This is a genomic window from Massilia sp. YIM B02443, assembly GCF_030411955.1.
GTDB lineage: Bacteria > Pseudomonadota > Gammaproteobacteria > Burkholderiales > Burkholderiaceae_D > Telluria.
On record NZ_JASNRA010000007.1, the window covers coordinates 164,528 to 186,179 of the forward strand.

The window sequence follows — 21,652 nt, forward strand, 5'->3', positions numbered from 1 at the left end:
TCTTTTTATCGTGATGATGAGGAGGAGACCATGAAGAAGATGATCGCAGCCATCCTGACCGGGCTGCTCATGCTCGGCGCCAACGCACAGGGGCAGGAGAAAGACAAGGAGAAGGATGCGGCACTGTACGCCGACGCCCGCGCCGCGGTCGCCGACCTGCAGCGCATCGTCGCGCCCGGCGGCGTGCAGGACAGCTACAAGACCCGCATCGGCGGCATCGACCAGTGGCTCAACGTGCGCGGCCAGGACCGGGCCAATCCGATGATCCTGTTCGTGCACGGCGGCCCGGCCGCGCCCATCACGCCGACCATGTGGCAATTCCAGCGCCCGATCGAGGAATACTTCACGGTGGCCCACTACGACCAGCGCGGCGCCGGCAAGACCTATGGCGAAGCCGACCCGGCAACGGTCGCCAAGACTATCCGCATTGCCCGCTACGTCGACGACCTGATCGAGGTGGCCGAACACCTGCGCCGGCGTTACGGCCAGCAGAAACTGGTGCTGATGGCGCACAGCTGGGGCACCATCCCGGCGCTGGCGGCGGCGCGCAAGCGCCCCGGGCTGTTTTACGCCTACGTCGGCATCGGCCAGGTGATCAGCGTGCGCGAGAACGAGCGCCTCGGCTTCGACTACGCGCTGGCGCAAGCCCGGCAGCACGGCAACCGGGAGGCGCTGCGCGAGCTGCAGTCGATCGCGCCCTACCCCGGCACCCGGCCGATCACACGCGAGCGCATCATCGTGGCGCGCAAGTGGCCGCAGCACTACGGTGGCCTGAGCGCCTTTCGCAGCACCTCAACTTACTATTTCAACGGTCCGCTGCTGTCGCCCGATTATGATGCGCACCAGGTCAAGGCGATCGACGCCGGCAGCCTTCTGACGCTGGGCCGGCTGTTACCAGAGTTTGTACAAGTCGATTATTCGAAGGTGGACACCTTCCCGATCCCGATCGTGATGTTCCTGGGACGGCATGACTACACGACGCCGACCGCGCCAACCGAAGCCTGGCTGCAACAGCTCAAGGCGCCGTCGAAACAGGCGGTGTGGTTCGAACGGTCGGCGCACATGGCGCCGTGGGAAGAGCCAGGCAAGACCCTGGTCAGCCTGCTGCAGTACGTGCGCCCGCTGGCGCAGTGATCAGCGCCGTTAGCTCGGCGTCGATCTGCCGCCCGAGCCGGTGGATGTGGAAGCCGTCGACAAAGCCGTGGTGGGCCTGCACCGAGAACGGCAGCTGCAGTCGCCCTGCGCCGGCGTCGCGGAAACGTCCCCAGGCCAGCGACGGAATGTCGGGATTAGCCAGTGTCGCGGTCGGATGCTGGATCGAGGTGAAGTCGAGCCACGGGATGCAGGTGACGAATACCTGTTCCTTGCCCTGGCGCGGCGTGAGCAGCGCGTACTTCGCGTTCAGCCCCGTCATGTTCACCGCCTCGTCGCGCGCCGCGCGGCCGCGTGCGACGAATTCGCGCACGTCGTCGCTCCACTCGAACATCGCGAAATTCAGGTCGTCGTGCAGATTGGTCACCGTGAACGACGGGATCAGCTGCTCGACGCGGATCACTTCGCCGTCCAGCACGCGGTAGCAGAAATTCTCGATGCTCAGGACCGAACGCAGCGCCGCGTACAGCAGCACGTGGAACGGCGCCAGGCCCTGCTCCTTGCACCAGGGCCGGAAGTCCGGCAGCTCCAGGGTGAAGCAGATGTTGACCGCCGGGCTGTCCATGCGGTCGAACAGGGCGAAGCGATCGCGCCGAAGCTCGAACTTTTGCAGCGCAAACTTTTCCATCTGCTGTTCAGTGCGGCTTGTTCAAACGGCTGTTGCGCATGCCGTACACGAAGTAGGCCAGCACCGCCACCGCCATCCAGATGAAGAATACGCGGAAGGTGGTGCCAGAGAGATCCTTCATGATGTACAGGCAGGCCAGCACCGACAGGCCCGGGATCACGTAGGGGCCGAACGGCACGCGGAAGCCTTTCGGCGCATTCGCGCCCTGCTTGTGGCGGATCACCGGCACCGCGATCGACACCACCATGAAGGCGGTCAGCGTGCCCATGCTCACCATGTCCCACAGGAAGGTGGCGTCCACCGTCCCGGCCACCAGGCCGACCACGATGCACACGATGATGGTGTTGCTGACCGGGGCGCCGGTGCGCGCGTTGACCTTGCGGAAGGTTTGCGGAATCAGGCCGTCGCGGCTGATCGCGTACAGGATGCGGGTCTGGCCGTAGATCGTCACCAGCGTCACCGAGAACACGGAGACCACGGCGCCGGCCGACAGCACCAGCGCCGGCCAGGCTTGTCCGGTGACGTTCTGCAGGATCACCGACAGGCCGGCCTGCTGACCTTCGAACATGTGGGCCGGCTGGGCGCCCATCGCGGCCACCGCCACCAGCATGTAGAACACGGTCACGATGAGAAGCGCAGCCAGGATCCCGATCGGCACGTTGCGGCGCGGGTCCTTGACCTCTTCGCCGGCGGTGGCGATGGTGTCCAGGCCGATGAACGAAAAGAACACGGTGCCGGCGGCCGCGGTCACGCCGGCCATGCCGGCATAGCCCTTGCTCTCATCCATATTGAAGAAGGGCTGGAAGTTGTTGGCGTCGAAGCCGGTGAAGGCGATCGCGGCGAAGAACACCAGGATCGCCAGCTTGACCAGCACCATGATGGCGTTGGTGGTGGCCGATTCCTTGGCGCCGCGCACCAGCAGGAAGCCGCACATGATCACCAGGAGGATCGGCGGCAGGTTGATGTGGCCCGGATTGAAATGCACGTTATGGTGGTCCGACACGAACATCGGCGAGCGCAGTTCGGCCGGAATCTCCCAGCCGAAGGCATTCATCAAAAAGTTGTTCAGGTAGTCGGACCAGCCGATCGAGGTGGCGCTGGCCGCCAGCCCGTATTCGAGCAGCAGGCAGGCGGCGACCACGAAGGCCGCGAATTCGCCCACGGTGGCGTAGGCGAAGGAATACGAGGAGCCCGACGCCGGCACCCGCCCCGCCAGTTCGGCGTAGCACAGCGCGGTCAGGCCGGCGGTAATCGCCGCGATCAGGAACGACAGCACCACCGCGGGGCCGGCTTTCGGCACCGCTTCGACCATGGTGAAGAAAATGCCGGTGCCGATGGTGGCGCCGACGCCGATCATGGTCAGCGGGAACAGGCCGAGCGAGCGTTGCAACCCGGGTGCGCCAGCATGCGTACTGGAACCCGCCCCGTCTTGATGGCGTTCTGCCGGTTTGGTACGAAGCAGTTTTTGGCCCAGGGTCAGATTCACGGCGAGTCCTTCGCAGGTTGAACGGCGGCTCGGCAGCCGCAGGAAAGCTGCGATTATAGGGGCATATGCCATCACGCAATAAAATAGTTTATTTAAATGAGTATTCCATATGTCTCTTTGCTAGAATGGCTGTGCTGAATCACTGATGAGCACAAGTTACTGCTCACAAACCCTCGCCGCCCTTGCCCATTCCTGGGCATTTTTTAAACGATTAAACATGCACATCATGTGCATCTATAAGAGGAAAACCATGATCTCCGCCACTTCCCGCCCCTACATCGATGCCTCGGTCCCGGTCCTGCGCCAGCACGGCCAGGCTATCACCACGACCTTTTATCGCAATATGTTCGCGGCGCACCCGGAGCTCACGAACCTCTTCAACATGGGCAACCAGGCCAGCGGCGTGCAGCAGCAGTCGCTGGCATCGGCGCTGTTCGCCTACGCGGCGAATATCGACAATATGGCGGCGCTGGCGCCGGTGGCCAGCCGCATCGCGCACAAGCATGCGTCGGTAGGGCTGCGCGCCGACCACTATCCAATCGTGGGCTTCCATTTGCTGGGCGCGATCCGCGAAGTGCTGGGCGAGGCCGCCACCGAGCCGCTGCTGAAAGCGTGGGAAGAAGCATACGGCTCGCTGGCGCGGGTGTTGATCGATGCAGAAGCGAAGATGTACCTGGACGCCGGCATCGAACCGGGCCAGCTGCGGCCGATGCGCGTGGTCGAGGTGACGCGCGAGAGCGAGAACGTGATCGCGATCCGCATGATCGCCGCTGATGGCGGTGCGCTGCCGCCGTTCAGCGCCGGGCAGTACGTGAGCGTGGAAGCGATCTTCGACGATGGCCGGCGCCAGCTGCGCCAGTACAGCGTGTCCGATGCGCCAGGCAAGGACAGCCTGCGCATCTCGGTGAAGCGCGAAGATGCGCGCGAGGATGAACGCAACGCGGCGCCGGCCGGCGCGGTGTCGAACTGGCTGCACCGGAACGTGGAGGTGGGATCGGTGCTGCAGGTCAGCCACCCGTTCGGCGACTTCCAGCCGGACACCGAATCGGAATCGCCGATCGTGCTGCTGTCGGCCGGCGTCGGCATCACGCCGATGATCGCGGCGCTGAACCGCATCGCGCGCGTGCATCCGGACCGGCGCGTGATCTTCGCGCACGCGGCGCGCAGCAGCGCCCATCATCCGCACCAGGAAGACATCGCCGCGGCGCAGGCGCGCATGCCGCACCTGGTGGTGGCGACCTTCTACGAGGACGCTGCCGGCGCCGGCGCCCTGCCCGGCCAGATGGCACTGTCACGCCTGCCGTCCTGGCCGCGTGGCGAGACCGACGTCTACCTGTGCGGCCCGCTACCGTTCATGCAGGCGCAGTGGCAGGCGCTGCTGGCAGCAGGCGTGCCGGCCGCGCGCCTGCACCGCGAGGTGTTCGGTCCGGACCTGCTGGACCACCTGCTGTAAGCAGCTGCCGCGGGATCAGCGCTGGCCGAGACGGGTGTTGCCGAACAGCGTCTTGTATTCGTGCGGCTGCGAGCGCCAGTACTGGGGCGGCGCGAACACCTGGTCGCCCAGCTCGGCCGCCGCATGCCACGGCCAGCGTGGATCGTACAGCATGGCGCGCGCCAGGCCGATCATGTCGGCCTGCCCACTCTGCAGGATCTCCTCGGCCTGCTGCGCCTCGGTGATCAGGCCGACGCCGATGGTCGGCAGGCCGGTCTCTTTCCTGATCCGCTCGGCGAATTCGATCTGGTAGCCCGGGCCCACGGGAATCTGCTGGGCCGGCGACAGGCCGCCGCTCGAGACGTGGATGAAGTCGCAGCCCAGGCGCTTGAGCTCATGGCCGAAGCGCACGCTCTGTTCGATGTCCCAGCCGCCCTCGACCCAGTCGGTGGCCGAGATGCGCACGCCCACCGTCATCTCGCGCGGCACGGCGGCGCGCACGGCGTTGAAGACTTCGAGCGGATAACGCATGCGGTTCTCGAGCGAACCGCCGTAGTCGTCTTCGCGCCGGTTGGCCAGTGGCGACAGGAACTGGTGCAGCAGGTAGCCATGGGCGGCGTGCAGCTCGATCGCGTCCAGGCCCAGGGCGTGCGCGCGGCGTCGACGAAACCGTCCTTGATGCGCTGCAGGCCTTCGTGGTCGAGCGCCAGCGGCACGGTTTCGCCGTCGGCGTGCGGCAGCGCCGAGGGAGCCACGGTCTGCCAGCCGCGCGGCTGGTCCGGCGCGATATTCGCGCCGCCTTCCCATGGCACCTGGCTCGAGGCCTTGCGGCCCGCGTGGGCCAGCTGCACCGCGACCTTGATCGGCGAGTGGCGGCGGATGGCCGCGATCACCGGCCGTAGGGCCTGGAAGTGGGCGTCCGACCACAGGCCCAGGTCGTCCGGGGTAATGCGGCCTTCGGGGGTGACGGCGCTGGCTTCGATGATCAGGAGCGCGGCGCCGGACAGGGCCAGGTTGCCGAGGTGAATGGTGTGCCAGTCGGTGGGCAGGCCGTCGACGGCGGAGTATTGACACATCGGGGCGATGGCGATGCGGTTCGATAGCTCGAGTGAGCCGATCGAATAGGGAGAAAAGAGTTGACTCATGGTGCCTCCAGAACAAGGAGGTCCAGTCTAACGACAACGGGAAGAACGTGCAGCGCACGTGCCTCCCGCGCCCATCGTCAGGCGGTGCGCACCACCATGATGCCGGCGCGCAGGCCGACACGCACGTCGGGATTCGGGAACACCACCAGCTCCTCGTCGTGCTTGACGGTGTACACCGTTGCGCCATCCGACGCGATCACGTCGCCCTTCTTGAGCGCCGTGAAATTCCACGTCTCGCGCCCGACCGTCATGCTGAACGCGTCGGACAGCTTGATGATCGACTGCGCCGTGTCGAACACGTGCGGCGCGCTTGCCGCGGGTTGCGCGGGCGCGCCGCGCAGCAAACGGTCCAGCGCACGTGCGGCGGCGGCGAACTGCGCCAGGTCGTTCTGCCCCAGCACGCCGACTTTCCCCAGCTCGACCGTGCTGCCGGCCGCGCCCAGGTGCTCGGACGTGAAGTAGCTGTACGTGCCCGCCGATTCCGGATTCATGATGATGGCCCCGATCGCGGCCTCGCCCAGCCACGCAATCAACTCGTCGCGCTGCGAGCGCGCGATCAGCTCCGGCACGATCGCGAACATCGGATAGTGCGACGGCCGGATCGCCGTGTGCAGGTCGAAGTGCCAGCGCGCCGGTCCGCTACCCTCGAAGAAGGCGCGCGTGGCGTCGATCAGCACGTCGGCCCGTCCCGCTTCGAAAGTCCCGGCCAGCGCACCGCGCTGGGCGCGGAACATCCGGTTCAGGTCCGCGTCGACGAAACGCTTGCCGGCACGGATGGCGTCGATGTTTCCGACGCACAGCATCAGGTCCACCGCCAGCGCCGCAGGCGACTGCGACAAGGCTTCCACCAGGTGCGCGACCATCTCGATCGGCCCGGTCTCGTCGCCATGCACGCCGACCGACACCAGCACGCTCGGGCGGGTGGGATCCGAAGCAACAGACTTGACGGTCAGGATGCCGGACGCCGGCAGCCCGACCGCGAAGCCGGCGTCGCGGAAGCGCTGCGCGACCGCGCCGAAATCGGCTTCGGCCAGCGCGCGCACCGCTTCCGGCAGCGCGCTTTCTTCAACCTTCGCGGCGCTCATGGCTTACGCCGCCAGACGTTCCGGGCTCAGGCCCTCGGACAGCGCCCACACGTCCAGCATCGCCTGTTCCAGGTCGGCCGGTTGCGTAAAGCCCGTCAGGCCGCGCGCCGCCATCACATCCTTCACCGCTGCTTCCATGTCGCCGCTGGCGCCGGCCTGCTCGATCACCTGCAGCAGCAAACGCTGCTGGGCGCGACGCAGCGACTGCAGCGCGTAGTTGCGCAGCTGTTCCTGCGACTTGCTCTGCGCCGGCAGCTTCAGGCCGCGTTCCAGCGTGTCGATGCCGACCTGCTGGCGCAGCACGGTGCCGACCTGCAGGAACTGCAGCAGGGTCATGCCGTTCGGACGCTGCACCGACACGGCTGCGAACAGGAAGGATGCCTGCGATTCGATGATCTCGACCGCTTTCCAGGCCGCGGCGAAGCCGCTCGGCAGGCCGGTGTGGCCGTCCGCTTCCGAGCGGAACTGCTGCGCCGCGCTTCCATCGGCTTCGGCAAACAGCGTCGACAGCTCGCTCATGCCGTTGGAGCCGGCCGGCAGCGACAGCACGCCTTCGATCAGCGCGCGCAGCATGGCGCGGGTGCGGTTGTCGGCCGACACCGACACGTCGCGCGGCACCACCAGGGCATCGGCGTCGAGCGCGTCGAACACCGGCGCCAGGTGCAGCGAAGCCCAGGCCTGCGCCCATGCCTTGACCACTTCGGTCTCGTCGATGCGGTGTTCCAGCGCCAGGTCGCGCAGCATCAATGGACCGCAGCGGTTCACCGCTTCGTTGGCCAGCACGGTGGCCAGGATGGCGTTGGCCAGCGGGTGGTCGAGCGGATCGCGGGTGGCGACCAGCTGCGCCGGGAAGTAAGGACGCAGCAGCGAATCGGCCCACGATTCGCGGGTCAGGTCCAGCGCCGACAAGGTGCGCTTGAAACGGTTCTTGACGTTGGCGATCACCACCGCCAGTTCCGGCGCGCTCAAGCCCAGGCCCAGCGTCTTGCGGCGCTGCAGTTCGGCATCGTTCGGCAGCTGCTCCAGCTCGCGCGATACCGCGCCTTCGCTTTCCAGGTTGGTGATCAGGGCGGCATAGCCATCCACCACCGCACTGTTGGCCTGCGCCTGCACTTCGCGCGTCAGGAGGTGGGTCTGCAGCTCGTTGTCGCGCAGGACCAGGCGCTCGATCTCGCCGGTCATCTCGTTCAGGATGCGGTTACGGTCGGTTTCAGGCAGCTGGCCGGCGTTGACTTCGGTGTCGAGCCAGATCTTGACGTTGACTTCGTGGTCCGAGCAATCCACGCCGGCCGAGTTGTCGATCGCATCGGTGAAGATGCGGCCGCCGGCCAGCGCGAATTCGATGCGGCCGGCCTGGGTCGCGCCCAGGTTGCCGCCCTCGGCCACCACCTTGCAGCGCAGTTCGCTGCCGTCGACGCGGATCGCGTCGTTGGCGCGGTCCTTCACCTGCGCGTGGGTTTCGGTCGAGGCCTTGATGTAGGTGCCGATGCCGCCGTTGTAGAACAGGTCGACCGGCGCCTTGACGATGCGGTGCATCAGTTCCTGCGGGCTCAAGGAGGTTTCCTGGATGTCCAGCGCCTGGCGGATTTCCGGCGACAGCTCGATCGAGCGCGCGTTACGCGGGAACACGCCGCCGCCCTGCGAGATCAGGCTCTTGTCGTAGTCTTCCCACGACGAGCGTGGCAGTGCGAACATGCGCTCGCGCTCCTTGAACGACACTTCGACGTCCGGGGTCGGATCGAGGAAGATGTGACGGTGGTCGAACGCCGCCAGCAGTTTCAGCTGGCGCGACAGCAGCACGCCGTTGCCGAACACGTCGCCCGACATGTCGCCCACGCCGACCACGGTGATCGGGTTGTTGGCCATGTCGTGGCCCAGTTCGTAGAAGTGGCGCTTGACCGCTTCGAACGCGCCCTTGGCGGTGATGCCCATTTTCTTGTGGTCGTAGCCGTTCGAGCCGCCCGACGCGAACGCGTCGCCCAGCCAGAAGCCGCGCTCGACGGCGATGCTGTTGGCGATGTCGGAGAAGGTCGCGGTGCCCTTGTCGGCCGCCACCACCAGGTACGGGTCGTCCTGGTCATAGCGCGCGGTGTTTTCCGGCGCCACGATCTCGCCGCGCACGCGGTTGTCGGTCACTTCCAGCAGGCTGGCGATGAACAGGCGATACACTGCTTCGCCCTCGGCCGCCACCACTTCGCGGGCGGCGCCGGTCGGCATCTGCTTGCAAACAAAGCCGCCCTTCGAGCCGGCCGGGACGATGACGGCGTTCTTGACCATCTGCGCCTTCACCAGGCCCAGCACCTCGGTGCGGTAGTCTTCCATGCGGTCCGACCAGCGCAGGCCGCCGCGCGCCACCGGGCCGCCGCGCAGGTGCACGCCCTCGAAGCGGCGCGAGAACACGTAGATCTCGCGGTACGGACGCGGTTCCGGCGCCAGCACCAGGTTGCTGGTGTCGAACTTGAAGATGATCTTCTCGCCGCTGTTCTGGAAGTAGTTGGTGCGCATGGTCGCCAGCGCCAGCTCGACCAGGGCAGCCATGATCTCTTCGGTGTCGGCGTGGTTCACGCCCGGCAGTTTCGCTTTCAGCGCGGCCAGCTTGGCGGTGCCTTCTTCGCGCTCGGATTCGCTGCGCTTCGGGTCGAAGCGGTGCAGGAAGCCTTCCACGAATTCGCTCACCAGTTGCGGCTGGGTGCGCAGAGTCTCGGCCATGTAGCGCACCGAGAATTTCGAACCCAGCTGGCGCCAGTAGCTGATGTAGGCGCGCACCAGCTGCACTTCGCGCACCGACAGGCCGCCTTCGAGGCTCAGGCCGTTCATGCGGCCGTCTTCGGCTTCGTCGTTGAACAGCGCGGTGAACAGTTCTTCGGCGACGTGTGCGATGCCCGGCTTGGCCAGCTTGGCCGCGCTCTCGGCGTCCACGCTCAGCGCGGTGACGTAGCGGCGCACGCCGTCCATGCCGGTGTGGCCGAAGGTCTGCTCGCGGTCGACCGCGATGCCGGCGTTCTGCAGCGCCGGCAGGATGCGCGACAGCGACGGCACGGTCTCGCTCGAATACAGGCGGATCGACGGGCCGGACGGGTCGTCCAGTTCGATGCGCGCGGTCACGCGGCCGGCGCCCGACTTGTTCAGCAGCGCGTGCACGTCGCGGAACGCGGTTTCAGGCGCGGTGGTGGTGACGAAGTTGACCGGCAGGCGCGGCACGATCTTGCGCAGCAGGCTGCGTTCGCGGCTGTCGTCGATCGAATTGATCAGGCCCGCGAAGCGGTCGTGCCAGCCATCGAGCACGCCGATCAGCGGGCGCTGGATATCGGTTTCCAGGTCGAGCGGGTAGCGCGCGGCGTGCGCGATCAGGTACACACGCGCCAGCGGGCCGTCGGCCACCAGGGTCTGGACGTCGACGTCGGTCGCGCCCGAGCTCTCTTTCAGGGCCTGGGCCAGGCTGGCGGCGACGGCTGCGCTGAAGCGCTCGCGCGGCAGATACACCAGCACGTTCAGGTGGCGGCGATACACGTCGCGGCGTGCGAACACCTTGGCGCGCGGCTGCTTGTACAGCGAGACCACGGCGCTGCAGACTTCGGCCAGCCATTCCGGCTCGGCTTCCAGCGCTTCGGTGCGCGGCAGCGACTCCAGGATCTCGATGAACTTCTCGGCGCGGAAGCCTTCCTGGCGCACGCCGGCGATGCCCAGCACCTTGGCCACGCGGCCGCGCGCGAACGGCAGGCGCGCCAGCGGGGTCGAGGTGGCGGCGCGGGTGAACAGGCCGATGAAGCAGTGTTCGCCCAGGATGCGGCCCTGGGCGTCGGTGTCGCGCACGCCGATGAAGTCGAGCGGCTGGTCGCGATGCAGCGTGCCGCGCACGTCGGCCTTGACGATGGTGAGGGTCTCGCCGCGGCGCGACAGGGTCTCGCAGTCGCCCGGGATGCTGGCCAGGCAGGTGCCGTAGACCGGGTGCGAAGTATCCTGCAGCACGCCGATGCGGCTCGGGATGTCGCGTTCGAGTTCAGTGGCGCCCGGCTTCGAATGATAGTAGGCGTAGCCGAACGGCTCGAAGCCTTCGTTCTTGGCCCATTCGAGGAAGGCGGCCGCTTCCTGGCCTTCCGGGGTGCCGTTGGCGGCCACCGCCGCGGCCACCGCGGTCAGGCGGTCGCCCATGGCGACGGCGTCGCGCTGCACGATGGCGGCGTCGTTGGCCACCATGCGCAGGCGCGCGGTGAGCTTATCCAGTTCTTCGTATTGCAGTTCGTCGTTCAGCAGGCACAGGACGATCGACTCCAGCGGGCTGCCGGCTTCGCCGACCGCCGCCACCATGCCGCTCGCGTCGCGGCGCACCGGCAGCACGGCGTTCATCACGCCGGCGGCCTGGATGCGCTCCATGCGCAGCGCCATGACGAAGGAGTCGACCAGGTAGGGACGGTCGTCGTTCAGGATCAGCAAGGCGGTTGCCACGCCGCCGCGGCCATCGGAATAGCGCGTGGTAACGATCTGCGCGGCCGGGCCGGTGCGCTGCGCCAGCTGGGCGAAGCCTTCCTGCAGCACCGGGGCCAGGCTTTGCGGCGCGGTGCCGGCCAGGTCTTCGTCGTCGAGCGCGCCGAGCCAGGCGCCGATCAGGGCATTGACCGGGGAACCGGCCTGGCCGCCGGCGGCGGACTGGTTGGCATTGATCAGGGCGAGCGTCTGTTCGCGCAGATCGTTGGGCATGTCTTTCATCTCTTGCTTCTCCAAAGTTTGTATGCCTGGCGCGCCTGGGCTCGTGGCCCGGCGCTGCCCTGCTTCTTATGGGCGGGGGTGACCCGCCCGGGTACTACAGCAAATGAACCAACAAAAAACCAATCTACTTCGTTACAAGTCGTACAGGCCGGGCAGGCCGAGAATCCGGGTCAATTCTTCCAGCGCGGCGGCGCATTCGATCGCCAGCTGCGGGTCGGCCAGGTCCTTCGGCTCGACGCGGTCGCGGTAATGGCGCTCGACCCAGGCCACCAGCTGCGCATACAGCGCCTCGGTCATGATCACGCCCTGGTGCATCGCCGCTGCCTGGTCGTCGGTCAGCACCACGCGCAGGCGCAGGCAGGCCGGGCCGCCGCCGTTGCGCATGCTCTGGCGCAGGTCGAATTCGACCAGCTCGTCGATCGGGCCGCCGCCAGCCACCAGGCCGGCCAGGTAGCGCGACACGGCCGCGTTCTCGCGGCATTCGTGCGGCACCACCAGCGCCATGCGGCCATCGGGTTTGGACAGCAGCTGGCTGTTGAACAGGTAGCTAGCCACCGCGTCGGCCACCGGCACCTGGCCGCTGGCCACGCGCACCGCCTGCAGCTCGGCGCCGACGCCGCCCAGCGAACGGCGCAGCGCCTCGATCGTCTCGGCTTCGTCGAAGAAGGCCTGGTCGTGGTAGAACAGCACGTTGCCGTTGCCGACCGCGATCACGTCGTTGTGGAACACGCCCTGGTCGATCACGTCCGGATTCTGGGCCGCGAACACGGTGCGCGCCGGGTCCAGGCCGTGCAGGCGCGCCACCGCCTGCGACGCTTCCAGGGTCTGGCGCGCCGGGTATTTTTTCGGGCTCGGCGCGGCAGGATCGAACTCGACCCGGCCGTACACGAAGAACTCGACGCCGGCCGCGCCGTAGCTGGACGCGAAGCGGGTGTGATTGGCCGCACCTTCGTCGCCGAAGGCCGGCACCGGCGGCAGCGGATCGTGCACCATGAAGTGGCTGCCGTCATGGAAGATCGCGCGCAGCGTGCGCGTGGCCTGCACGTGTTCTTCCGAGCGGTGCAGCTTGTTGTTCAGGTTGGCGGCGGTGAAGTGCACGCGGCCGTCGTGCGAGTCGGCCGAGGGGCTGACGGTGGCCGCGTTGGCGGTCCACATCGGCGCCGCCGAATACGCGCAGGCCAGGATCACCGGCGCTTCGCGGTAGGCATGCGCCAGCACGTCGGCGTCGCTGCCCGAAAAACCGAGGCGGCGCAGCAGGCGGAAGTTCGGCCGCCCCTGCGGCGGCATCACCGCCTGAGCGAAGCCGCGCGCGGCCAGCTCGCGCATCTTGGCCAGGCCCTGCAGCGCGGCCTGGCGCGGGTTGGCGGCGCTCCTCACATTGTTGAACGAGGCAACGTTGCCGAACGAGAGGCCGGCGTAGTTGTGCGACGGGCCGACCAGGCCGTCGAAGTTGAATTCACGGGCGTTCAACATGGTCAGGCTCCTGCTCGTGGCGTCAACGACAGGCCCGGCGACAGCTTGGCCGGCATTTCCAGTTCCGACGTTTCGATCGAGGCCACCGGATAGGCGCAGTAGTCGGCCGCGTAATAGGCGCTGGGGCGATGGTTGCCCGACTTGCCGACGCCGCCGAACGGCGCCGAGCTGGCCGCGCCGGTGGTCGGGCGATTCCAGTTGACGATGCCGGCGCGGGCGCGCACGGCGAAGCGCTGCCACAGCTCTTCGCTCGGCGACAGCAATGCCGCGGCCAGGCCGAATTCGGTGGCGTTGGCCACGCGCAGGGCCTGGTCGAAGTCTTGCACCCGAATCACCTGTAGCAGCGGGCCGAACCACTCTTCGTCCGCGATGCCTTGGGCATCGGTGGTGTCGACGATGCCGGCGGTGACGAAGCCGGCGTTGGGGTCGAGCTGGCGCATCTGCAGCAGCACCTTGCCGCCCTTCTGTTCCATCTCGGCCTGGGCCTGCACCAGGCGCGCGGCGACGGCGCTCGAGACCACCGGGCCCATGAACGGCTGCGGTTCGGCGTTCGAGGCGCCGACCTGCAGGCCGGCCGCCACTTCGACCAGGCGCTTCAGGAAAGCCTGGCCAGCGTCGTTGTCCTGGATGACCAGGCGGCGCGCACAGGTGCAGCGCTGGCCGGCCGAGATGAAGGCCGACATCACGGTGTGGTGCACGGCAGCGTCGATATCCTGGACGTCCCAGACGACCAGCGGATTATTGCCGCCCATTTCCAGCGCCAGCATCTTGCCCGGCTGGCCGCCGAACTGCTTGTGCAGCGCGGCGCCGGTCTGGCTGCTGCCGGTGAACAGCACGCCGTCGATGTCGGCGTTCTGGCCGAGGGCGACGCCGGTGTCGCGGCCGCCGTTGACCAGGTTCAGCACGCCCTGCGGCAGGCCGGCACGTTCCCACAGCTGCACGGTTTTCACCGCGGTGCGCGGTGCGTATTCGCTCGGCTTGAACACGATCGTGTTGCCGGCGATCAGGGCCGGCACGATGTGGCCATTCGGCAGGTGGCCGGGGAAGTTATAGGGACCATAGACGGCGAACACGCCGTGCGGACGGTGGCGCAGCACGGCGTTGCCGTCGGCGACCTTGTTGACGTTCTCGCCGGTGCGCGCGCCGTAGGACTGGACCGAGATGTCGACCTTGGCGGCCATGGTGGTCACCTCAGTGCGCGCTTCCCACAGTGGTTTGCCGACTTCTTCGGCGATGGTCGCGGCCAGTTCCTCGGCGTTTTCCTTGAGCAGATCGCGAAAGCGCGTGCAGACGGCGATGCGCTCGTCCAGCGGCGCCAGCGCCCAGGCTTCGAAGGCGTCACGTGCGGCCTTGGCGGCGCGCGCCACGTCGTCGGCGTTGGAGGCGTTGCTGGTCCAGGTCTGGCGTCCGGTGGACGGGTCGATGGTCGCCAGTTCGGGACCGCTGCCGGCGAGCCATTCGCCGGCGATGAAATTGGACAATGCGTTGGACAGATTAGCCATGGGCGCTTTTCCTTGTAATCAGAGTCAGGGTCCGCACGTCGTCGCCCGGCTCGCAATGCAGCTGGTCCAGCTCTGCGCGGGTGAGCGCGACGCGGGTGGCGCCGGCCACGGCGCGGGTGAGGATCATCCTGAAGTCGTCGAGGCGGGTGTTCGAGATCAGCACGTGTTCGGTCTCTTCATGTTCGGCGCCTTCTTCAGCCAGCACCGCGGTCGCCAGCACGCTGTCGCGCACCGCGCGCAGCTCGGACGCGCGGCCCTGCAGCACCGGGCCGGCATCGAAGATGTCGACGTAACCTTCGTAGTGCATGCCTTCCTGCTCCAGCAGGCGGCGCGCCGGCTGGGTCGAGGTGTGCACCTGGCCGATCACGTCGATCGCCTCTTGCGGCAGGTAATCAACGTAGAGCGGCTGGCGCGGCATCAGTTCGGCGATGAAGGACTTCTTGCCGATCGCGGTCAGGCCGTCGACGTGGTTGAAGTCCATCTTGAAGAAGTGGCGCCCCAGGCCTTCGTAGAACGGTGACGTGCCATCATCAAGCTGGTAGCCGCGCATCTCGGCGATGATCTTTTCGGTGAACAGGTGCTGGAACTGGGCGATGAACAGGAAGCGGCTCTTGGACAGCCACTTGCCGTTGAAGCCGGCGCGGTATTGCGGCAGCAGGAACAGCGAGCACAGTTCGGTGGAGCCGGTCAGGTCGTTCGACAGGTACAGCGTCTCCATCCGGGTGAACACGTCCAGCTCGCGGCTGCAGTGCACCAGGGTGCCGATGCGGTAGTTGTAGAACGGCTCGGTCAGGCCGACCGCGCTCTTGATCGCGCACACGCCGGCGATGCTGCGGTCTTCCGTATGCTCGAGCACGAACATGTAGTCGCGCGCTTCGGGCGCGATGGTCTCGGCGAACGAGGCCTCGGACGTGGCCAGGCGCTGGCCCAGCATCTCGGGATCGGGCTTGAGCGTGGTCATGCCGCTGCCGGCCTGGCGCGCCATCTCGATCAGGGCGTCCAGGTCGGACAATTTGGCGGCGCGGATTACAAGCATGCTGCATCTCCCTCGTTGGAACCGATGCGCAGGCACACCACCTCGTCGCCCGGCGCCACGCCCAGCGCCTGCTGCGCTTCGCGCGGCAGGTGGATCTGCTGCGCGCATTCGAGCGGCGCGCAGCGCACGGTGATGGCGCGGAAGGTGCCGTCGACGCCGGCGACGGCATAGTCGACCAGTTCCTGTGCATCCTCAAGCGGTGCGCCGGCATTGGCCACCTTCAGCCGCTGCGAAGCGCAAAACGAGCGCAGCGCGTTCCTGTGCGCCTGCAGGATCGGGCCGCCGTCGAAGATGTCGATGTATTCGTCGGCCTCGAAGCCTTCTTGCGTGAGCAGGTCGAAGGCCAGCTGGCCGCTCGGGTGGATCTGGCCCAGCGCGGCCTGGGCGTCGCCCGGCAGCAGCGGCACGTAGACCGGATAGTGCGGCATCAGCTCGACGATCAGGGTGCGGTTGCGCGCGCCCTCGATCAGGCGCTCGGCCTCGAGGAAGTCCATCTTGAAGAACTTGCGGCCCAGCGCATTCCAGAACGGCGACTGGCCGTCCTGGTCGAGGCGTCCGGCCAGCGGCACGAAGAAGCGGTCGCCGAAGCGGTGCGGCGCCAGCATCGCGTACAGCAAGCGCGCGCGCGACAGCAGCGCGGCCTCGACGCCGGCGCGTTCACGGTGGGTCAGGAAAAAGCCCGACAGCTGGGAATACGCGGTGAGTTCGGAGCACAGCGTCAGCGCGTGCACGCTGTGGCTGATGTTCAGGTCGCGCGAGACCTGCTGGATGACGTCGTTGCGGAAAGCGAAATAGGTGCCGTTGGAGCCGGCCGACGCGTGGATGATGGCGGTGCCGACCACTTCGCGCGCGCGCAGGTCTTCCAGCACGAACAGATACGATTCTTCGCTCGGAATGTCGACTTGCGCCGCGAACGAGGCGATCGAGCGCTCGACCGCCGCGTGCACGCCTTCGCGCGTGCGCGGCAGCGTGTGCACGCCCGGCATCGATACCGCAGCCATGGCCTCGAGCGCGCCGATATCCGCGCGCTCCACCGGACGGACTACATACATGGAAACCCCCTGGATGCAGTCGCGCGCTCGGCGCCCGGGTGGGCGGGCCGGACGCGCAACCGGGTTGGATCAGGCGTTGGCGAATTGCGCCACGGCGGCGCGCATCAGGCGGTCGGCTTCGACGATCTGTTCGTCCGAGACGACCAGCGCCGGCGCCAGGCGCACCACGTCGGGGCCCGCGATCAGCAGCATCAGGCCGAGCTTTTCGCAGGCCTTGGTGAAGTCCTTGGCGCGGCCCTTGAAGCCGTCCGCCATCGGCAGGCCGATCAACAGGCCCATGCCGCGCGCCTGGCCGAACACTTGCGGGTAGTCGGCCGCGAGCTTGTTCAGGTTGGCGAAGATCTTGCCACTGGCTTCGCGCACGCGCTCGAGGAAGGCCGGCTGGTTGATGGTCTCGACCACGGTCAGGCCGATGGTGGCGGCCAGCGGGTTGCCGCCGTAGGTGGTGCCGTGGGCGCCGACGTTGAAGTGCTGGGCGATCTCGGTCGTGGTGAGCATGGCGCCGATCGGGTAGCCGTTACCCAGCGCCTTGGCCGAGGTCAGGATGTCCGGCTGCACGCCCATCTGCTCGTAGGCGTACAGGGTGCCGGTGCGGCCCACGCCCGACTGCACTTCGTCGAACACCAGCAGCGCGCCGGTCTGGTCGCAGATCTCGCGCAGCGCCTTCAGGTAGTCAGGGTTGCCCGGGATGACGCCGCCCTCGCCCTGGATCGGTTCGACGATCACGGCGGCGACATCATCGGTAATCGCGGCGCGCGCGGCCTCGATGTCGTTGTACGGGATGTGGTTCAGGCCCGGCGGCAGCGGCTCGAAGCCTTCGGTGTACTTCGGCTGGCCGCCGACCGACACCGTGAACAGGGTGCGGCCGTGGAACGACGACAGGCACGAGACGATGCGCGACTTGTGCGGGCCGAACTTGGTGTGCGCATACTTGCGCGCCAGCTTCAGCGCCGCCTCGTTGGCTTCGGCGCCCGAATTGCAGAAGAAGGCGCGTTCGGCGAAGGTGGCGTCGATCAGGGCCGACGCCAGGCGCAGCACCGGCTCGTTGGTGTAGCCGTTACCCAGGTGCCAGACGGTGTTGGCCTGCTCGGTGAGCGCCGCGACCAGCTTCGGGTTGGCGTGGCCCAGGCTCGAGACCGCGATGCCGGAAGTGAAATCGAGGTAATGCTTGCCCTGCTGGTCCCACACGTCGAGGCCGGATGCTCGGACGGGGATCATCTCGGCCGGGGCGTAGGTCGGCACCAGGACCTCGTCGAAGGTCTGGCGAGTGACAGGCCGCGTGGTGACACCCGAATCAAGCTTTGCGTTCATGGCTTCTTCCTCATCAAAAACAGTGTGAGCGACAGTGTAAAGGCGTGCGGACATGGACCCGGCACGATTGGCCATTATAGAAACGCTGACTGACAAGTTCTTTTAGAAGTGCGACGGGGTTTTTCATTTTTGGACGGACGCGAAGCGCGTAAATACACTGGTCCGCGCCCGTCAGGCCGTTACCTCCCCTGCCCCGACATCGAGGGCGGCGCCTGGCGCGGATCGGCGCCCCAGGCCTGGTTCGGCCGCGAGCCCATGGTGAACTCGAAAGTGCCGCCAGCCGCGATGTCGGCCTGGCTGAACCACGGCTTATTCCATGGCTTGCCGTTGAACGTTGCCGACTGGATGTACATATTCTGGGCCGAATTGTTGCGCGCGACGATCTCGAACAGTTTTCCGTTGCCCAGGCGCAGCCGCACGCGGTCGAACAGCGGGCTGCCCAGGATGTAGTCGGCCGACGACGGATCGACCGGATAGAAGCCCATCGCGCTCAGCACGTACCAGGACGAGGTCGAGCCCTGGTCGTCCATGCCGGGATAGGCGTAGCCGCTGGCGTCGCTGCCGTACATCTGCTCAAGGATGCGGCGCACCAGCGCCTGGGTCTTCCACGGCTGGCCGCTCCAGGCGTACAGGTAAGGCGCCTGCTGGTCGGGCTGGTTGCCCTGCACGTATTGGCCGATCAGGCCGGTGCAGTCGCGGCAGATGCCCTTGGGCGTGTATGGCGTGGCGAAGAAGGCGTCGAGCTTGGCGTTGAACGCGTTGCGCCCACCCAGCAGGCCGAGCAAGCCCTGCACGTCGTGCGGCACCAGCCACAACGTCGACCAGCCCGAAGCTTCCTTCATCATGAAGTTGTAATAGGGTTCCCCCGGGTCGAACGGAGATATCCACTTGCCGTCTGCGGTGCGGCCACGCATGAAGCCGAGCGAGGCATCGAACACGTTGCGGTAGTTGGCGGCGCGGCGCTGGAACATACGCGCATCCTCTAGCTTGCCGAGCCGGCGCGCCATGTCGGCCAGCACGTAGTCGTCCCAGGCGTATTCCAGTGTCTTGGCCACGCCGGCCTTGCCGCCGGCGTAGGGCGGGCTCGGATTGCCCGGTGGGACGATGTCGGCGATCCAGCCTTGTTGCAGGTACTCGGCCAGGTAGCCGCGCGGGCCGTTCGGATCGGTGGCGTTCTTGCGCAGGTAGTCGTAGGCGGCGGCATAGTCGAACGGGATGCCGCGCCGCATGGCGCCGTTGTACAGCAGCACCGCGTGGTCGCCGTGGAACGAGGTGTGCATGTAGCCGTGTTCGCGCGCCCGGTCGAGTTCGGAGCGCATGATGTCCTGCACCACTTCCGGTTCGAGCAGCATCAGCAGCGCGATCTGGTTGCGGCCGGTATCCCAGAACGGCACCGGGCCATAGCGGTCGTAGGCGGCCGGCGCCGCCTGTCCATCGGCGCCGGTGAAGGGCTGGCCCTTGCGCGCCAGCAGCCACGGGCTGGAGAAGGCGTGGTACAGCGTCGAATAGAACAGCATGCGCTGCTTCGGCGTGCCGCCGCTGACCTCGACCCGCTCGAACAGCTGCGCCCAGGCGGCGCGCGCTTGCGCATGCACGCGTTCGAAATCCCAGTCCGGCGCCTCGGCGCGCAGGCGTGCCTCGGCTTCGGCAGCGCTGTGGCCGTGGGCCATGCGCATCAGGACCTGTTCGCCCTTCTGCGTTGCAAACGTGACGTAGGCGCCGGCGTTGCTGCCCGATACCGTGCGCCGGCCAGCCTGGACGTTGGTGCCGCTGCGTGATCCCGGCTGGCTGCTGTGCACCGCGTGGAAGGTACCGAATCCGGCGAACGGACGCGAGAATTCAGCCACGAACCAGGGGCCCTCCGCGGCGACGCTCTTGCTCTTGCTTGCGGCGACACCGACGATTGTGCGGTCACCGATCACTTCCACGTTGCCGCCGATACGGCGCAGGTCGAGCACGACGTTGGCGCGCCGGCTCTCGGGAAAAGTGAAGCGCATCAGGCTGGTCGACTGGGTCACCGTCAGCTCGACTTTGGTGCGGAAGGTGGCCAGGTCGACCGCGTAATAGCCCGGCGACGCTTTCTCGGTGGCCTTGTCGTAGGCGGACTGCGTGTAGTTCGGCGGCACGGTCCAGTCACCCACCACCGGCATGACGATCGGTGCGGATTCGGCCGGATAGGCCGAGCCGCCGCCGGTGAAACCGATCATGGTCGGGTTGGCGTGCGCATACGAGATGTCGACACCCATCGGATAGCTGAGGTCGACGTTGAAATTGACCGGCGCCGCGATGGTCTGGCTGTGCGGCAGCCGTGCGCCGGGCGAGGTCTGGCCGGAATACAGGATCTCTCCCGCCGGGGGCGAGTTGCCGATCAATGCCGGCTGGTCGAGGGTGGCGGTGCCGACCAGGGGATTGGCGAGATCAACCGCCGCCTGCGCGGACGCGGCTGCGGCGCCCGGTTGCGCATGGGCGGCGCCGAGGCCGGCAAATGCCGCCATGGCGGCAGCCTGGATGGCACGACGGCAAAGACGGGTGAGCAATGTACTCATGGCCTTCCCCCAATGTTAACTAGAGGTAATTTATACAAAGAAAGGCCATCAGCGCGATAACGCGCCGGATCGTGAATCTGTTTATGTTCGTTTACTAAAAATCACGCAGCGCCGGCCTTATTGCGCCAGTTTGCGCTGCCGCTCCTCGCGCGGCGTATTCCCGAACAGCGCCCCGAATGCCGTCGAAAAATGCGAACCCGACGAAAACCCGCACATCAGCCCCACCTGCACGATCGAGTGATTGGTATCGAGCAGCAATTGCCTTGCCCGACGCAGGCGCAGCTCGAGGTAGTAGCGCGACGGCAGGCTGCCCAGGTATTGCTTGAACAGCCGCTCCAGCTGGCGCCGCGAGATGCCGGCCAGCTGCGCGATGTCGTCGGTCGAGAGCGGCTCTTCGATATTCGCTTCCATCAGCGCCACCGCCTCGGTCAGCTTGGGCTGGAGCACGCCGAAGCGCGCCTGCAGCGCCACCCGCTGCCGTTCGTCCGGGCCGCGCACCCGATCCACGCACAGGATTTCCTTCACCTGCGCCTGGGCGGTGGCGCCGAACAGCAGGTCGACCAGGGTCAGCGCGAAGTCGACGCTGGCGGCGCCGCCGCAGCAGGTCAGGCGGTTGGCGTCGATCTCGTATAGATGCGGACTGAGCAGCGCCTGCTCGGCCTGGGCATTCACGTCCGGATACAGCGCCCATGGCAGCGCGGCGCGCACGCCCTGCAGCACGCCGGCGTCGGCCAGCCACAGCACGCCGGCGCCGATGCCGCCCCAGAACGGCGCGGCGCGGCAGCGCTCGATCAGGGCGCGGCTGTTGGCGGGGCGCAGGCCGGCTTCGGATTCGTCGGCCGCCAGCAGCACCAGGTGCCAGTGGCGTCCGGGGTCGCCGGTGAATTTGTCGGGGCTGCGCACGTCGACGTGCAGCCGTTCCGGCCCCAGCACCTTGGCCGCCAGCCGCAGCGGCTGGTACAGGCCGGACCAGGTCAGGGTGTCCGGCTCGCCGGCGTTGACCAGCACCATGCGCAGCGGCCGTTCCTGTGCCAGAGTGGCGAGGTCAGCGTGCATCGGCGGCGGTCGGCATCATGGCGGCAAAGCGGGGCGGCGGC

General features: G+C 67.2%; 13 protein-coding genes and 1 pseudogene. 2 read left to right on the forward strand and 12 right to left on the reverse strand.

Annotation, left to right across the window (positions count from 1 at the left end):
• The first annotated feature begins 30 nt into the window (after nt 1–30).
• Nucleotides 31–1,134, forward strand: a complete 1,104-nt coding sequence (locus QPK27_RS09930) for an alpha/beta hydrolase (RefSeq protein ID WP_290418059.1) — start codon at nt 31–33, stop codon at nt 1,132–1,134.
• On the opposite strand, the gene QPK27_RS09935 is transcribed toward QPK27_RS09930, so the two are convergent.
• Together QPK27_RS09935 and QPK27_RS09940 are read right to left on the reverse strand one after the other, a co-directional pair.
• Nucleotides 1,097–1,780, reverse strand: a complete 684-nt coding sequence (locus tag QPK27_RS09935) for a CatA-like O-acetyltransferase (RefSeq protein WP_290418060.1) — start codon at nt 1,778–1,780, stop codon at nt 1,097–1,099. The genes QPK27_RS09930 and QPK27_RS09935 overlap by 38 nt on opposite strands.
• A gap of 7 nt (nt 1,781–1,787) precedes the next feature.
• Nucleotides 1,788–3,266 (reverse strand): amino acid permease, encoded by a 1,479-nt coding sequence (locus tag QPK27_RS09940; RefSeq protein ID WP_290418061.1) that lies wholly within the window; start codon nt 3,264–3,266, stop codon nt 1,788–1,790.
• Between the two features lie 250 nt (nt 3,267–3,516).
• On the opposite strand from QPK27_RS09940, the gene QPK27_RS09945 reads away from it, so the two are divergent.
• Nucleotides 3,517–4,719 (forward strand): globin domain-containing protein, encoded by a 1,203-nt coding sequence (locus QPK27_RS09945; protein WP_290418062.1) that lies wholly within the window; start codon nt 3,517–3,519, stop codon nt 4,717–4,719.
• 15 nt (nt 4,720–4,734) lie between these two features.
• On the opposite strand, the pseudogene QPK27_RS09950 reads toward QPK27_RS09945, so the two are convergent.
• The 10 genes and pseudogenes from QPK27_RS09950 to QPK27_RS09995 all read right to left on the reverse strand — a co-directional run bounded on the left by QPK27_RS09950 (nt 4,735) and on the right by QPK27_RS09995 (nt 21,611).
• A pseudogene (locus QPK27_RS09950) lies at nt 4,735–5,843 on the reverse strand (NADH:flavin oxidoreductase/NADH oxidase).
• 77 nt (nt 5,844–5,920) lie between these two features.
• Entirely contained in the window at nt 5,921–6,928 is a 1,008-nt protein-coding gene (locus QPK27_RS09955; RefSeq protein ID WP_290418063.1) for a succinylglutamate desuccinylase, read from the reverse strand.
• A 3-nt stretch (nt 6,929–6,931) separates the two neighbouring features.
• Complete coding sequence (locus QPK27_RS09960; RefSeq protein WP_290418064.1) at nt 6,932–11,635, reverse strand: NAD-glutamate dehydrogenase domain-containing protein; 4,704 nt, start codon at nt 11,633–11,635, stop codon at nt 6,932–6,934.
• A 132-nt stretch (nt 11,636–11,767) separates the two neighbouring features.
• Nucleotides 11,768–13,105 (reverse strand): N-succinylarginine dihydrolase, encoded by a 1,338-nt coding sequence (gene astB, locus QPK27_RS09965; RefSeq protein ID WP_290418120.1) that lies wholly within the window; start codon nt 13,103–13,105, stop codon nt 11,768–11,770.
• A 5-nt stretch (nt 13,106–13,110) separates the two neighbouring features.
• Nucleotides 13,111–14,610: a succinylglutamate-semialdehyde dehydrogenase gene (gene astD, locus QPK27_RS09970; RefSeq protein WP_290418065.1), complete on the reverse strand. Its 1,500-nt coding sequence runs from the start codon at nt 14,608–14,610 to the stop codon at nt 13,111–13,113.
• Nucleotides 14,603–15,646 (reverse strand): arginine N-succinyltransferase, encoded by a 1,044-nt coding sequence (gene astA / locus QPK27_RS09975; protein ID WP_290418066.1) that lies wholly within the window; start codon nt 15,644–15,646, stop codon nt 14,603–14,605. The genes astD and astA overlap by 8 nt, the downstream gene beginning before the upstream one ends.
• Complete coding sequence (locus QPK27_RS09980) at nt 15,637–16,698, reverse strand: arginine N-succinyltransferase (protein ID WP_290418067.1); 1,062 nt, start codon at nt 16,696–16,698, stop codon at nt 15,637–15,639. Before QPK27_RS09980 ends, astA begins: the two co-directional genes overlap by 10 nt.
• A 69-nt stretch (nt 16,699–16,767) precedes the next feature.
• Nucleotides 16,768–18,009: an acetylornithine/succinylornithine family transaminase gene (gene astC, locus QPK27_RS09985; protein ID WP_290418068.1), complete on the reverse strand. Its 1,242-nt coding sequence runs from the start codon at nt 18,007–18,009 to the stop codon at nt 16,768–16,770.
• Between the two features lie 179 nt (nt 18,010–18,188).
• Nucleotides 18,189–20,555, reverse strand: coding sequence for a GH92 family glycosyl hydrolase (locus tag QPK27_RS09990; RefSeq protein ID WP_290418069.1), 2,367 nt, complete (start codon nt 20,553–20,555; stop codon nt 18,189–18,191).
• Between the two features lie 117 nt (nt 20,556–20,672).
• Nucleotides 20,673–21,611, reverse strand: coding sequence for a GlxA family transcriptional regulator (locus tag QPK27_RS09995; RefSeq protein WP_290418070.1), 939 nt, complete (start codon nt 21,609–21,611; stop codon nt 20,673–20,675).
• Between the last annotated feature and the right edge of the window lie 41 nt (nt 21,612–21,652).

What these genes read in the sequence shown, in the direction of transcription:
- QPK27_RS09960 (WP_290418064.1), bottom strand. Translation starts at nt 11,635, where the DNA reads ATGAAAGACATGCCCAACGATCTGCGCGAACAGACGCTCGCCCTGATC.
- QPK27_RS09995 (WP_290418070.1), bottom strand. Translation starts at nt 21,611, where the DNA reads ATGCACGCTGACCTCGCCACTCTGGCACAGGAACGGCCGCTGCGCATG.
- QPK27_RS09935 (WP_290418060.1), bottom strand. Translation starts at nt 1,780, where the DNA reads ATGGAAAAGTTTGCGCTGCAAAAGTTCGAGCTTCGGCGCGATCGCTTC.
- QPK27_RS09990 (WP_290418069.1), bottom strand. Translation starts at nt 20,555, where the DNA reads ATGAGTACATTGCTCACCCGTCTTTGCCGTCGTGCCATCCAGGCTGCC.
- QPK27_RS09930 (WP_290418059.1), top strand. Translation starts at nt 31, where the DNA reads ATGAAGAAGATGATCGCAGCCATCCTGACCGGGCTGCTCATGCTCGGC.
- astD (WP_290418065.1), bottom strand. Translation starts at nt 14,610, where the DNA reads ATGGCTAATCTGTCCAACGCATTGTCCAATTTCATCGCCGGCGAATGG.
- QPK27_RS09945 (WP_290418062.1), top strand. Translation starts at nt 3,517, where the DNA reads ATGATCTCCGCCACTTCCCGCCCCTACATCGATGCCTCGGTCCCGGTC.
- astA (WP_290418066.1), bottom strand. Translation starts at nt 15,646, where the DNA reads ATGCTTGTAATCCGCGCCGCCAAATTGTCCGACCTGGACGCCCTGATC.
- QPK27_RS09955 (WP_290418063.1), bottom strand. Translation starts at nt 6,928, where the DNA reads ATGAGCGCCGCGAAGGTTGAAGAAAGCGCGCTGCCGGAAGCGGTGCGC.
- astC (WP_290418068.1), bottom strand. Translation starts at nt 18,009, where the DNA reads ATGAACGCAAAGCTTGATTCGGGTGTCACCACGCGGCCTGTCACTCGC.
- QPK27_RS09980 (WP_290418067.1), bottom strand. Translation starts at nt 16,698, where the DNA reads ATGTATGTAGTCCGTCCGGTGGAGCGCGCGGATATCGGCGCGCTCGAG.